The 15,155-nt window shown below is 41.9% G+C and carries 4 protein-coding genes; all 4 read left to right on the forward strand.

Annotated elements, in window-relative coordinates; translation table 11 throughout:
• The first annotated feature begins 1,045 nt into the window (after positions 1–1,045).
• The 4 genes from HMPREF2867_RS08100 to HMPREF2867_RS08120 all read left to right on the forward strand — a co-directional run bounded on the left by HMPREF2867_RS08100 (position 1,046) and on the right by HMPREF2867_RS08120 (position 14,935).
• Positions 1,046–5,752, forward strand: a complete 4,707-nt coding sequence (locus HMPREF2867_RS08100; protein WP_070576990.1) for a glycoside hydrolase family 70 protein — start codon at positions 1,046–1,048, stop codon at positions 5,750–5,752.
• 479 nt (positions 5,753–6,231) lie between these two features.
• Positions 6,232–8,217, forward strand: coding sequence for a KxYKxGKxW signal peptide domain-containing protein (locus HMPREF2867_RS08105; protein ID WP_070576992.1), 1,986 nt, complete (start codon positions 6,232–6,234; stop codon positions 8,215–8,217).
• Positions 8,218–8,309: 92 nt separating this feature from the next.
• The gene (locus HMPREF2867_RS08110; protein ID WP_141751010.1) at positions 8,310–9,482 is read left to right on the forward strand and encodes a hypothetical protein; all 1,173 of its coding nucleotides are present in this window, start codon (positions 8,310–8,312) and stop codon (positions 9,480–9,482) included.
• Between the two features lie 692 nt (positions 9,483–10,174).
• Entirely contained in the window at positions 10,175–14,935 is a 4,761-nt protein-coding gene (locus tag HMPREF2867_RS08120) for a glycoside hydrolase family 70 protein (RefSeq protein WP_070576995.1), read from the forward strand.
• The last annotated feature ends 220 nt before the right edge of the window (positions 14,936–15,155 follow it).

Here is a 15,155-nt window from a genome sequence, read left to right on the forward strand (position 1 = left end):
TTTGTGAAGTTTAAAATGTACTTTCTTTTCCATGGTAATTCTCCTTTCATTTTAAACTTTTTACATACTGCAAAATAAGGGCTGTCATGAGAGTTTATGAAAAGTGAGCATTGGGGAGGAGTCCCTAACGATGTAAGTTAATCTTTTTGTGACAATCCTTATTTCTCCAAGCCTCCTCAATTTCTATATTACGAGACTGTTCGAGGCAAACATGAGTCCTGACGAAATGATTCTAGAAAAACGAGAGCCGTTCGGAATTTTCCTCCTTTCTAAGCATGGAAGATCTCGTTTATTTTGGGCTTCTAAGACACAAAAAACTAGAGCTTACTAGTATGAGGCGTCCCCTCTAGAGCTCTAGTTTGAAATGATGCTGTATTCTTTTTATGAGCCCTAGTTTGATGGTTCAAAGTGACTCAGGAATGGTCCTCCTACTATGATTCTTATTTAGGCACTAAGCAACTAATGCCAATCTTTTAGATAATCCCCAAGTGTCCTTTGAAGCAAAATTAAAACGCTTACACGTCCACCTAGTTTCATTATAATCCTTTTTTAAGAATAAACAATAGAAACTAATAGAATTATCAAAAATGTTAAAGAAGTGACATAAAAGATTCTATATTTAGTTTCGTTAGTCAAATAAGAATTCACCTGTGTAAATCATTTATATTTTTAATTTTTGCTCCTCATAGATAGATCATGGTCTTAGTCAGATGAAAAAAAGTAGTCTTTCTATCTAAAAATTTCTTTTCAGAATTATCTTTTTAAGGGTTACTTCTCTCATAGTTTTGCTATCTCTTAAGGTTAATTGAAGCTTACTTTAATGTTCAAAAGCCTTTAAGGATAAGCATTTGAAGGTGTTTGAAAATCGAAAACTTTCTATTTAGGACCTCACATGCGGTGTAAGGTCTCATTTTCAGTAATCAAAGTTAATAAAACTGAGCGCGTGGCAGAGATTTATGAAGAAAAGATGACTTTTTCCTATTTGTAATTTATCTGAATATATCATAGAGTAGAGACAACAACAGAAAAAGGATGATTGATATAGATGGAAAATAAGGTACGTTTTAAACTACACAAGGTTAAGAAAAGCTGGGTGACTATCGGGGTGACGACCCTCTCAATGGTTGCCTTGGCAGGTGGAAGTCTGCTAGCTCAAGGAAAAGTAGAGGCCGATGAGACAAGTACGCCAAATGGTGATGGTCTGCAGCAACTGAGTGAGGATGGCACTGCCAGTCTAGTGACGACCACAACTGTTACTGAGCAAGCGAGTGCCCAAGCAAGTGTGTCAGCAGTAGCAACAGCCAGCGTAAGTCACGAAACAAGCTCTCAGGTGGTGACAAGTGCGGTTAGTCAAGAGGCAACTGCTCAAGCACAAAACAGTCAAGTTGCCAGTCAGGAAGTGGCAGTTTCTTCACAAACTCAAGTTAGCACCCAAGAAACACAGACCGCTGGACAGGCCTCACAAGGTCAGGCAACTGTTCAAGAAAGAACTCAGTCCACTCCTAGAGTATTGACCAATGCAGCGCCATCAATCGCCACACGAGCTGCTGATAGCACTATTCGTATCAATGCCAACCGCAATACGAACATCACAATTACGGCCAGCGGTACGACACCAAATGTAACCATTATCACAGGGCCAAACACGCCTAAACCAAACGTGACGGTGACAAGTCCAAATGGCACAAGACCAAATGTGACCATTGTAACGCAGCCAAATCAACCCAACAAACCTGTTCAACCGAGTCAACCGTCCCAGCCGTTTCAACCTAACAAGCCAGTCCAACCAAGTCAGCCAAGTCTTGACTATAAACCAGTAGCTTCAAATTTGAAGACGATTGATGGCAAGCAGTATTATGTTGAAAATGGCGTTGTGAAAAAGAACACAGCGATTGAACTTGATGGTCGTCTTTATTATTTCGATGAAACTGGGGCGATGGTAGATCAAAGTAAACCTTTGTATCGTGCCGATGCCATTCCAAATAACTCTATCTATGCGGTTTATAACCAGGCCTATGATACGTCAAGCAAGAGTTTTGAACACTTGGACAATTTCTTGACGGCTGATAGCTGGTACCGTCCAAAACAGATCTTGAGGGACGGGAAAAATTGGACAGCTTCAACTGAGAAAGATTATCGTCCCCTTTTGATGACTTGGTGGCCAGACAAGGTGACACAGGTCAACTACCTCAACTATATGAGTCAACAAGGCTTTAGTGATAAGACCTATACGACAGATATGATGAGTTACGACTTAGCATCTGCTGCTGACTTGATTCAAGTTAAAATCGAGGAACGTATCGGTCGTGAGGGCAATACCACTTGGCTTCGTCAGTTGATGTCAGACTTCATCAAAACACAGCCTGGCTGGAACTCTGAGAGCGAGGACAATCTCTTAGTTGGTAAGGACCACTTGCAAGGAGGCGCTCTGACCTTCCTCAATAATAGTACGACAAGTCATGCCAATTCAGATTTCCGTCTCATGAACCGCACACCGACTAACCAAACAGGGACACGCAAATACCATATCGACCGTTCAAATGGTGGTTACGAGTTGCTCTTGGCTAACGATATCGATAACTCTAACCCAGCTGTTCAGGCCGAGCAACTAAACTGGCTCCACTACATCATGAATATTGGTTCTATCCTTGGCAATGATCCAAGTGCCAACTTTGATGGTGTCCGTATCGATGCGGTGGACAATGTGGATGCGGACCTCTTGCAGATTGCTTCTGATTACTTCAAGGAAAAATACCGTGTGGCTGATAATGAAGCTAATGCCATTGCTCACTTGTCAATCCTTGAAGCCTGGTCTTACAACGACCATCAATACAATAAGGATACCAAGGGTGCTCAGTTGTCCATTGACAATCCGCTACGTGAAACGCTTTTGACGACTTTCTTGCGTAAGAGCAATTACCGTGGTAGCTTGGAACGTGTCATTACTAACTCTCTTAACAACCGTTCAAGCGAGCAAAAACACACGCCTCGTGATGCCAACTACATTTTCGTGCGTGCCCATGATAGTGAAGTGCAAGCTGTTTTGGCTAATATCATCAGTAAGCAGATTAATCCAAAAACAGATGGTTTCACCTTCACCATGGATGAGCTCAAACAGGCCTTCGAAATCTACAATGCGGACATGCGCAAGGCTGATAAAAAGTTCACTCAGTACAATATCCCAGCTGCCTATGCCACAATGTTGACCAACAAGGACAGTATCACTCGTGTTTACTACGGTGATCTTTTTACCGACGATGGCCAATACATGGCTGAAAAATCACCATACTATAATGCCATTGATGCTCTGCTCCGTGCTCGCATCAAATATGTAGCAGGTGGCCAAGACATGAAGGTTACTAAGCTTAACGGCTATGAAATCATGTCATCTGTGCGTTATGGTAAGGGTGCAGAAGAAGTTAATCAGCTTGGTACTGCTGAAACACGTAACCAAGGAATGCTGGTCCTCACAGCCAATCGTCCAGATATGAAATTGGGAGCAAATGACCGTCTGGTAGTCAATATGGGAGCTGCCCATAAAAATCAAGCCTATCGTCCATTGCTCCTCAGCAAATCGACAGGGCTTGCAACCTACCTCAAGGATGCTGATGTGCCAGCTGGATTGGTTCGCTATACGGACAATCAAGGGAACTTGACCCTCACGGCAGACGATATTACTGGTCATTCAACCGTTGAAGTTTCAGGCTATTTAGCGGTTTGGGTGCCAGTAGGTGCTTCAGAAAACCAAGATGCCCGCACCAAGGCTTCGACGACTAAGAAGGGTGAGCAGGTCTTTGAATCATCATCAGCTCTCGACTCACAGGTCATCTATGAAGGCTTCTCAAACTTCCAAGATTTCGTTAAGACACCAAGTCAATACACCAACCATGTTATTGCACAAAACGCCAAACTCTTCAAAGAGTGGGGAATTACTTCCTTTGAATTTGCGCCACAATACGTGTCTAGTCAGGACGGCACTTTCTTGGATTCTATCATTGAAAATGGCTATGCCTTCGAAGACCGTTACGATATTGCCATGAGTAAGAACAACAAATACGGTTCGCTCAAAGACCTCATGGATGCCCTTCGTGCCCTTCACGCAGAAGGTATCTCAGCCATTGCTGACTGGGTTCCAGACCAAATTTACAATCTTCCTGGAAAAGAAGTGGTAACAGCTTCTCGTACCAATAGCTACGGAACGCCACGTCCAAATGCTGAAATCTACAATAGCCTCTACGCAGCTAAAACACGTACCTTTGGAAATGACTTCCAAGGCAAGTACGGTGGTGCCTTCCTTGATGAATTGAAGGCAAAATATCCAGCAATCTTTGAGCGCGTGCAGATTTCAAACGGCCGTAAATTGACTACCAATGAGAAAATCACGCAATGGTCAGCCAAGTATTTCAATGGAAGCAATATCCAAGGTACTGGAGCTCGCTATGTCCTACAAGATAACGCTACCAACCAATACTTCAGCGTCAAAGCAGGTCAAACCTTCCTTCCTAAACAAATGACTGAAATTACTGGAAGTGGTTTCCGTAGGGTTGGAGATGATGTTCAATACCTCTCAATTGGTGGCTACCTTGCTAAGAATACCTTTATTCAAGTCGGTGCCAACCAGTGGTATTACTTTGATAAGAACGGCAACATGGTCAAAGGTGATCAGGTCATTGATGGTAAGAAATATTTTTTCCTAGACAATGGTCTCCAGCTACGTCATGTCCTTCGCCAAGGCAGTGATGGTCACGTGTATTACTACGATCCTAAAGGGGTTCAGGCCTTTAACGGATTCTATGACTTTGCGGGTCCTCGCCAAGACGTTCGCTATTTCGATGGCAACGGTCAAATGTATCGTGGCCTCCACGACATGTATGGCACAACCTTCTATTTCGATGAAAAGACTGGTATTCAAGCCAAAGACAAGTTCATCCGTTTTGCGGACGGACGCATGCGTTACTTCATCCCAGATACAGGAAATCTCGCAGTCAACCGATTTGCGCAAAATCCTGAGAACAAGGCTTGGTATTACCTCGATAGCAACGGTTATGCCGTGACAGGACTACAAACCATTAACGGTAAGCAGTATTACTTTGACAATGAAGGACGTCAGGTTAAGGGACACTTTGTCACAATCAATAACCAACGTTACTTCCTTGATGGTGATAGTGGTGAAATTGCTCGCTCACGCTTTGTGACGGAAAACAACAAGTGGTACTATGTCGATGGCAATGGTAAACTGGTTAAAGGTGCTCAAGTCATCAATGGTAATCACTACTATTTCAACAATGATTATAGCCAAGTCAAGGGTGCCTGGGCCAACGGCCGTTACTATGATGGTGACTCAGGTCAGGCCGTAACCAACCGCTTCGTCCAAGTCGGTGCCAACAAATGGGCTTACCTCAACCAAAATGGTCAAAAGGTAGTTGGTCTCCAGCATATCAATGGTAAACTTTACTACTTTGAAGGCAATGGGGTCCAAGCTAAAGGGAAACTTCTGACTTACAGAGGCAAGAAATACTACTTTGATGCCAACAGTGGTGAAGCCGTGACCAATCGCTTTATCCAAATTTCTCATGGTGTTTGGTATTACTTTAACGCCTCAGGCCAAGCCGTAACTGGTGAACAAGTCATCAACGGCCAACACCTCTACTTTGACGCTTCTGGCCGTCAGGTCAAAGGCCGTTACGTCTGGGTTAAAGGCCAACGCCGTTACTATGACGCCAATACTGGAGCTTGGGTCAGAAAACGATAAGTAGGCAGAGAAAATGTATTTTTGGGACTATCCCAGAAGCTTATAGATTGAAAATCAGCAGCTTTCCACATAATTTCAAAACTTTTAAGTACTTGAAGTATTTTCTTTCAAGTACTTTTCTTTTATCATTTCCCTCGAAATGTCTAGTGGATTGTAAGTAAACAATGAGTTTGATTAATAGATTCCTCAATATACCGTTTACTTTCGTTTTAAACTATACTCAGTCCTCTAATGATGGGGGAGCTAAAACGGCTAAACATCGGAATTTCTGTGTAAAGTTAACAAAATCCGAACGTTTTTTTAGTAACGTTTTCTAACATATAAAGACGATAGGTATATATCTTAGGATTGTTTTTCAAATGGATTATGGGTAGAAGGTTAGTCTTATGAGACTAGAGTTATGCATCTGTAATTGTATTCGCTTCCAAAATCCCTTAACATAGTATAGAGAAATAAAGTTATATTGAAAGGTGTATGTTATGGAAAAGAAAGTTGGATTTAAGTTACACAAGGTCAAGAAAAACTGGGTGACAATTGGAGTTAGCACGCTGTCGATGGTTGCACTTGCGGGTGGAGCTCTTTTAGCAGATCAATCGGCACAAGCAGATGAAGTGTCACTTCCTAATGGAGATGGTTTTGAACAAACAGATGCAGGCATTGAGTCAAGTGCTTCATTGATTAATGAAAGTTATTCACCAACCTTGACGGAAGATGCTGGCCATTTGTCAGCGGTGTCATCTAACTATGGAAGTCAAACAAGCTCAGGCTACGAGTCTTCATCATCTGTCTCAACAGGAGGCTCATCACAGACTGTGGTTGGTGGCGGAGCTGGTCAAGTCAGTTCGTCACAATCTTCTCAAGTAGTAGGAACACAAACCTCTAATTCATCACAAACAGGTTCTGCTTACCAATCAAGTAGCAGTTCATCATCAGTAAGTGCTAGTGCGTCAAGTTCGTCAAGCTCATCAAGTTCAGCTTGGTATTCTTACTCGTCGTCATCATCATGGTCATCATCATCGTCAGCTAGCGGTTTTGCGACAATTACGACAAGTTCGTCTGACTCAAACGGCATTCATTGGAATGGTGGTCGAAACACGACAATTACCATCACGGCTTCAGGTACTACGCCGAATGTTACTATCGTTTCGAATTCAAATAAACTGTTTCCAAACGTGACAGTAGGTCATTCAAATGGTTCAAATGCTAATGTCACTATCATTTCACAAGGAAATCAACAAAATAACTCAGGTTACCAAATCATCTCAGGCGAGACTAAACCAAGTGTTGATTCGAACAATGCCAAGTCTTCATTTGTCCGTGTAGGCGAAAATCAATGGTATTATTACGACCAATATGGCCAAAAGGTCAAAGGTGAAAAGGTTATCGATGGTAAGGCTTATTACTTCCTTGAAAATGGTCTTCAAGCCCGTGACTCACTTGTTAAAGGTAGCGATGGCTACACTTATTACTACGATAAAAACGGTGTGAAAGCTATCAACGGCTTCTACGATTTTGCAGGTTATCGTAAGGATGTACGCTATTTCGATTGTTATGGTCACATGGCTACTGGTCTCCTTGAAATGGGTAGCACAACCTTCTACTTTGATACACAAACAGGTATCCAAGCTAAAGACAAATTTATTCGCTTCTCAGATGGCCGTATCCGTTACTTTATCCCTGATACTGGTAATATGGCTGTAAATACCTTTGTTCAAAATAAAGAAAACCAAGCTTGGTACTACCTTGATGAACATGGTTACGCTGTGACAGGAAAACGTATCATCAATGGTAAAGAATACTGCTTTGACTCAGAAGGCCGTCAAATCAAAGGTCAGATGATGCAACAAGGCAACAAGCAATACTACATTTCTGCCCAAACAGGTGAAATGGCTGTGTCACGCTTTATCTTTGAAAATAACAACTGGTATTATGCGGATGCTTTTGGTTGCCTCGTTCAAGGTGCCAAAGTGATTGATGGTAAACTCTATTACTTCAACAAAGACCATAGCCAGCTAAAAGGTGGCTGGGCTGAAGGACGTTACTATGATGCCGTCACTGGTCAAGCAGTCATCAACCAATTCATTCAAATTGCGGCTAACCAATGGGCGTACCTTAACCAAGATGGTCACAAAGTGACAGGTCTTCAAAATATTAACAATAAAGTTTACTACTTTGGTAGCAATGGTGCTCAAGTCAAAGGTAAATTGCTCACTGTCCAAGGTAAGAAATGTTACTTTGATGCCCACACTGGTGAGCAAGTGGTAAACCGCTTTGTCGAAGCTGGACGTGGTTGCTGGTATTACTTTAACTCAGCTGGCCAAGCAGTGACTGGAAAACAGGTCATCAATGGTAAACAGCTTTACTTTGACGGTTCAGGTCGTCAAGTTAAAGGACGTTATGTCTATGTTGGTGGTAAACGCCTCTTCTGCGATGCCAAAACTGGTGAATTGAGACAGCGTCGTTAATTAATATGTCCTTTAAAAATCTAGAGCGAATTTTTCCTTTTCCTATCTAAATTATTATTATTTTCCTATCATAACTCTAGATGATTAAATAGATGAAAAAACCAGCATTAGCTGGTTTTTTGAGTTGTTTTAGAGAAACTGTCAGTGTACACTCAGATGCTTTTTCATGCTTAAATCCTAATAATTTTGTCCCTCTCATATTCGCAAGGAGGAGCTATAGCCGTGTTATAATGGGTATTATATCTGTATGTAGGAAAAAAGAGGTAAAGGTAAATATGGGGAAGTTTATTCTTAGGCGAAAATATTTGAGAAAGTTGGTTGCAATCAGTACGATTTTATTAACTGTGGCTTGCTTCCTGACTTATTATATTAATTCTCATCAAACAAAAGCAAATCACTCAGAGGGGCATTCTTTAAAGGTTGAGTACGATATAACTGAAGATTCGTTAAAGGATAGTAAACCTGTAGTTTTTGGAGATAGAAATCAATTTGTCCTTGCCCCTTCAAAGGCACATGTTACTCAAAATTATATCGCTGATCTCAGATTTGTATCCTATAAGGGAAAAGATGTTACGGTTCAAAAGACTGATGGCTCTGAATATATCTTAGTCACCCTTGCCCTCAATGATAACTTTAAGCGTAAGGAATATGACCTTTATAAGGCAACAGAGGCTTATAAAAAAGATGCTAAAATCTGGAAAGTCTTTGATTATTTAACCTATGAAGGGAAGGACCTAGCCATTATTGCCTTGGTTAAGGATGATGTTCATTATACAATTGATGAATATGTTGGAGTTGATTTATCAAATGGGAAAGTTGAAGCTTTACCAGAAGAATTGAAAACTTTCTATAATCAATCTGATAGCAAGCTTAGTGCATATAATGATGGGTATTATTCTAATGTTATTAGATCTGCTTCTTTAAACAATATCGCAGAATCTTATAATTTGTTTGTTTCAGATAGTATAACTCATCTTGAGTCTGATGGGGAAAAAGGAAATGATGATAATGCAAAAGCATTAAATCTTTTTACGGATTATCCTGATTTCTGGAATAAAATATATGGAGATGTGTCTTACAGTATCTATCCTCGTCCGGAGTCTGTCAGTGCGGAGGAGTGGCTTAATGCAACACTTCATTGGTTAGCTCCAGCAGGTGGTGAAGATTTAACGGTTTATGCAGTTAAAGATGGGAAAAAGACAGATTATCCCATTAAAAGTTACGCTAACTTAGAGGCATGGAAAGCATCGCAACCAACTGAGTAATCGGTGGTGAAAATATCTAATTATAGAAATTTTGATAAGACAATTTGACTTGATGGACACGGGCATTTTTGAGATACTTCCAAAAGGAAGAGTTTATTAGGTATCAGATTGAAGAAGCAGTAAAGGAGAAAAATCATGGTTATCTTAGCTTGGAGTATCATTGTCATATTATTTATCTTCATTTCGAATTACTACTTTTATAAAACAGATTTCAGACCACGAAAACCCCCATTACTCTATGCCATTATTGAAACCATAGGTGCCTTTTTCACTAGGTGGTAGTACATGGAAAATGAGTAAAAAATAGCAATCAAGCGTTTTGTGGACTACTAAATATGGAAAGCATCGCGACCTCCTAACCCATAAACCACGCATACTTTAGCAGGATTTTGCTAGTCCCCGTAACCAAGCCTTTATTTCATCTTAGAAATGAAGGTTTTTTTATTTAAAAATAAATTAATATTGTTGGATGATTCTATCGTCTAAAAAAGTCTTAGTCCTAACGATTTTAGCTGGTTTTATGTTATCCTTAGTGCATTTGTTCACAAGGTGTATTTATTAGGCAGATTATTAAAGGACGTTTTCTGAGAAAACGAAGGTAGATACATTAAACTGATATTACAGTTGTGTAATTGTATTCCCTTGTCAAATAGCTTATGATAGAAGTAATATAAGGGAAAAAGGTAAATATTATGGAACAAAAAGTACGCTTTAAAATGCATAAAGTGAAGAAGAATTGGGTGACTATTGGGGTGACAGCACTCTCAATGGTTACTGTTGCTGGTGGAACTTTGTTGGCGGATCAACAGGTTCAGGCCGATGAGCAAAATCCTGCGAATCAGTCGGGTGATAGCAGTCAAGATTTGCTTCGAGAAGCGCCTGCCACAACTAATGATGCAGCAACTACAGTAGCACCAACTATTTCAGCAGATGCTAATACTGCGAGCGTGGCTATTCCTGTCGCAGATGCGACTAGCACGACAACCGATGTTACAGATAGGGCAGTGGCTCCTGCTGCAAACACAGCGACAGTTGACACCAACTCAGGTCAAGAAGCGCCAAGTACAAATGTGCAAGCAGCAACTGCTGACACTAGTGCCACAACAACTGATACAAATACTAACGCTGCAGTAACTGGAACGGATCGTGCAACAGCTACTACAGACCGTGCAGCAGCAACTGATACGGCAAATACAGAAGCTCGTACACGTAGTCGTCGTGCCTTGGCAGAAACTCGTGAAGCCAATACCGATACAGCGACTGGTATCCAATGGATTAACGGCAAACAATACTATGTCAATAGTGACGGTAGTGTGCGTAAGAACTTCGTCTTTGAGCAAGATGGGAAGTCATATTACTTTGATGCTGAAACAGGAGCTCTTGCGACCAAGTCACAAGATGAATTTTCAACAGAACCTATCAAGGCAACTGTGGATTTTTCATCTGGAAATCAGCTCTACAAAAACGATAACAAATCTTTGGACCAACTCGACACCTTCATCACAGCAGATGCTTGGTACCGTCCAAAGAGTATTCTTAAGGATGGTAAGACTTGGACAGCTTCAACTGAAGCGGACAAACGTCCACTCTTGATGGTTTGGTGGCCTGACAAATCAACTCAGGTTAACTACCTAAACTACATGCAAAATCAAGGTCTTGGTGCGGGATCATTTTCAACCAACTCTAGCCAGGAAAGTCTAAATCTAGCTGCTAAAGCTGTTCAGACTAAGATTGAAGAACGTATTGCGCGTGAAGGCAATACCAACTGGTTGCGTACAAGTATCGACCAGTTCATCAAGACTCAGCCAGGTTGGAATAGTAGCACTGAAAATAGTTCCTACGACCACTTGCAAGGTGGACAGTTGCTCTTTAACAACAGTAAGGGTGATACTGGTAACCGTACTAGCTACGCCAACTCTGACTATCGTTTGCTTAACCGCACACCGACTAATCAGACGGGTACACGTAAGTACTTCAAGGACAATTCTATCGGTGGTCTTGAGTTCTTGCTTGCCAACGATATTGATAACTCAAACCCAGCTGTTCAGGCGGAACAACTTAACTGGCTCCACTTTATGATGAATATCGGAAGTATCATGGCCAACGATCCAACAGCCAACTTTGACGGTTTGCGTGTCGATGCCTTGGACAATGTGGATGCCGACCTTCTCCAAATCGCTTCAGATTACTTCAAAGCAGCCTATGGTGTTGACAAGTCTGAAGCCAATGCGATCAAACACTTGTCATACTTGGAAGCGTGGTCTGCCAACGACCCATATTACAACAAGGACACTAAGGGGGCACAACTGCCGATTGATAATGCCCTTCGTAATGCTCTTACCAACCTTTTGATGCGTGATAAAAATACACGTATGCAGCTTGGGGACATGACTGCTTTTATGAATAGTAGTTTGAATCCACGAGGTGCTAACGATAAGAACGGTGAACGTATGGCCAACTATATTTTCACCCGTGCCCACGATACGGAAGCGCAAACCATTATCCAACGTATCATCCGTGATCGTATCAACCCAAGTCTGTTTGGTTACAATTTCACCCGTGATGAAATCAAGAAGGCCTTCGAGATTTACAATGCGGATATTGATAAGGCTCATAAAACTTATGCGTCTTACAACTTGCCATCTGTCTATGCCCTCATGTTGACCAACAAGGACTCTGTAACACGTGTTTATTACGGTGACCTCTACCGTGAGGATGGTCACTACATGGCGAAAAAGACGCCTTACTTTGATGCTATCGACACCCTCTTGCGTGCCCGTATCAAGTATGTAGCTGGTGGTCAAGACATGGAAGTGAAGAAAGTCGGAAATGACGGCCTCTTGACATCAGTTCGTTATGGTAAAGGTGCCAATAACAGAACTGATTGGGGAACTGCTGAAACCCGTACGCAAGGGATGGGTGTCATCATGACCAACAACTATGATTTCCGATTGGGTAGCAATGAAACCGTAACGATGAACATGGGTAGAGCTCACCGTAATCAGCTTTATCGCCCATTACTTTTGACAACAAAAGATGGTATAGCAACCTACCTCAACGATTCTGATGTGCCTAAAAACCTTCTTAAACGTACCGACTGGAATGGGAACTTGACCTTCAATGCCAACGATATTTTTGGTGTGGAAAATGTGCAAGTATCAGGTTACCTCGGTGTCTGGGTACCAGTCGGGGCTAAGGCTAACCAAGACGCACGTACACAGCCAAGTAACCGTGCCAATAGAGATGGTCAAGTTTACAAGTCTTCAGCAGCCCTTGATTCGCAAGTCATGTATGAAGCCTTCTCAAACTTCCAAGCTTTTGCGGACGATCAGCCAGAACTCTATATGAACCGTGTCTTGGCTAAGAACACTAATTTGCTCAAAGCTTGGGGTGTTACGTCGGTTGGACTTCCACCACAGTATGTTTCAAGTAAAGATGGCACTTTCCTTGACTCAACAATTGATAATGGTTATGCCTTTGATGACCGTTATGACATGGCCTTGAGTCAAAATAACAAGTATGGCTCACTTGAGGACCTCCTTAATGTCCTTCGTGCTCTCCACAAAGATGGTATTCAAGCCATTGCTGACTGGGTGCCAGACCAAATTTATAACCTTCCAGGAAAAGAAGTAGTTAATGCCACACGTGTTAACGGCTACGGTTATCACCAACAAGGTTATCAAATTGTGGACCAAGCCTATGTGGCAAATACCCGCACAGATGGCACAGACTATCAAGGCAAGTACGGTGGTGCCTTCCTTGATGAGCTGAAAGCTAAGTACCCATCTATTTTCAACCGTGTGCAAATCTCAAATGGTAAGCAATTGCCTACGAATGAAAAGATTACCAAATGGTCTGCTAAGTACTTCAACGGAACTAACATCCTTGGACGAGGCATCAACTTTGTCCTTCGTGATGACAAGACCAACCAGTACTTTAATACTTCAGCCAACGGCCAACTCTTGCCAACACCACTTCGTGATACAGGTGCCATCACAAGCACTCAAGTCTTCCAACGTCGTGGACAAGATGTTTACTTCCTTCGTGATAATCAAGTCATCAAGAATGAATTTGTTCAAGACGGTAACGGTAACTGGTATTACTTCGGTGCTGACGGTAAGATGACCAAGGGTGCCCAAAACATCAATAGCAAGGATTACTATTTCTTTGATAATGGTGTTCAATTGCGTAATGCCCTTCGTCGTGCTAGCAACGGCTATACCTACTATTACGGTCTAGACGGTGCCATGGTTAAGAATGCCTTCGTTGATTTTGATGATAAACGTAAGCAAGTCCGTGCCTTTACAACACAAGGAACCATGGTAGTGGGTAACCTTCATTGGAGTGGTCACCATTTCTACTTTGACCGTGAAACTGGTCTTCAGGCTAAGGATCGCATTGTCCGTACCGATGATGGTAAATTGCATTACTATGTTGCTGGAACCGGTGATATGGGACGCAATGTCTTTGCGACTGATAGCAGCACAGGTAAACGTTATTACTTTGACGCTGATGGTAACACTGTGACAGGCTCACGCGTCATTGACGGTAAGACTTATTACTTTAACCAAGATGGTAGTGTCGGTACGGCCTACAGCAACCGAGCTGATTCTATTATCTTTGAAAATGGTAAGGCGCGTTATATCACACCAGCAGGCGAAATTGGACGCAGCATCTTTGTCTACAACCCAGCAACTAAGGCATGGAACTACTTTGATAAAGAAGGTAACCGTGTCACTGGACGTCAATACATTGATGGTCACCTCTATTACTTCAAGGAAGATGGTAGCCAAGCTAAGGGTGAAATTATCGAAGAAAATGGCATTAAGTATTACTATGAGCCAGAATCAGGTATTCTTGCTAGCGGACGCTACCTCCAAGTTGGTGATGATCAGTGGATGTACTTCAAACAAGACGGTTCACTGGCAATCGGTCAAGTTCGTGCTGATCATGGATACCTTAAGTACTTTGATAAAAATGGTATCCAAGTCAAGGGTAAAACCATTGTTGAAGATGGTAAGACTTATTACTATGATGCCCACAGTGGAGCTCTTGTAACAAGCAGCTTTGCTGAGATTGCACCAAACCAATGGTCTTACTTCAATACTGATGGCCAAGCCCTTAAAGGCAAGTGGACTATCAATGGCAAGGAATACTACTTTGACCAAAATGGTATCCAATACAAGGGCAAAGCAGTTAAGGTCGGTAGTCGTTACAAGTACTATGACGAAAACGATGGTCAACCTGTAACCAACCGCTTCGCTCAAATCGAGCCTAACGTCTGGGCTTATTTCGGAGCAGATGGCTATGCCGTGACAGGGGAACAAGTCATCAATGGCCAACACCTTTACTTTGACCAATCAGGTCGCCAAGTTAAAGGTGCCTACGTCACAGTCAATGGCCAACGTCGTTACTACGATGCCAACACTGGCGAATATGTCCCAGGAAGATAAGCAGTAGTAGCCCATGTAATTGACTAGAGAACACACAGCCGAGAATGAGGGAAAATTCTCAAGAAGAAAGATCGTGAAAACGGTCTTTTTTTGTACTCCTATTTCGATTTTCTTCGAAATAGCCTTGACAGTGCTTTAGGAAAAGCGTAGAATCTATTTCGAAAAGTATAGAAATAGGTATTCTGACTTAAGTCGTACTGATGCTCCGTATCAAGGAAAG

The organism is Streptococcus sp. HMSC064H09 (genome assembly GCF_001812625.1).
Taxonomy (GTDB): domain Bacteria; phylum Bacillota; class Bacilli; order Lactobacillales; family Streptococcaceae; genus Streptococcus.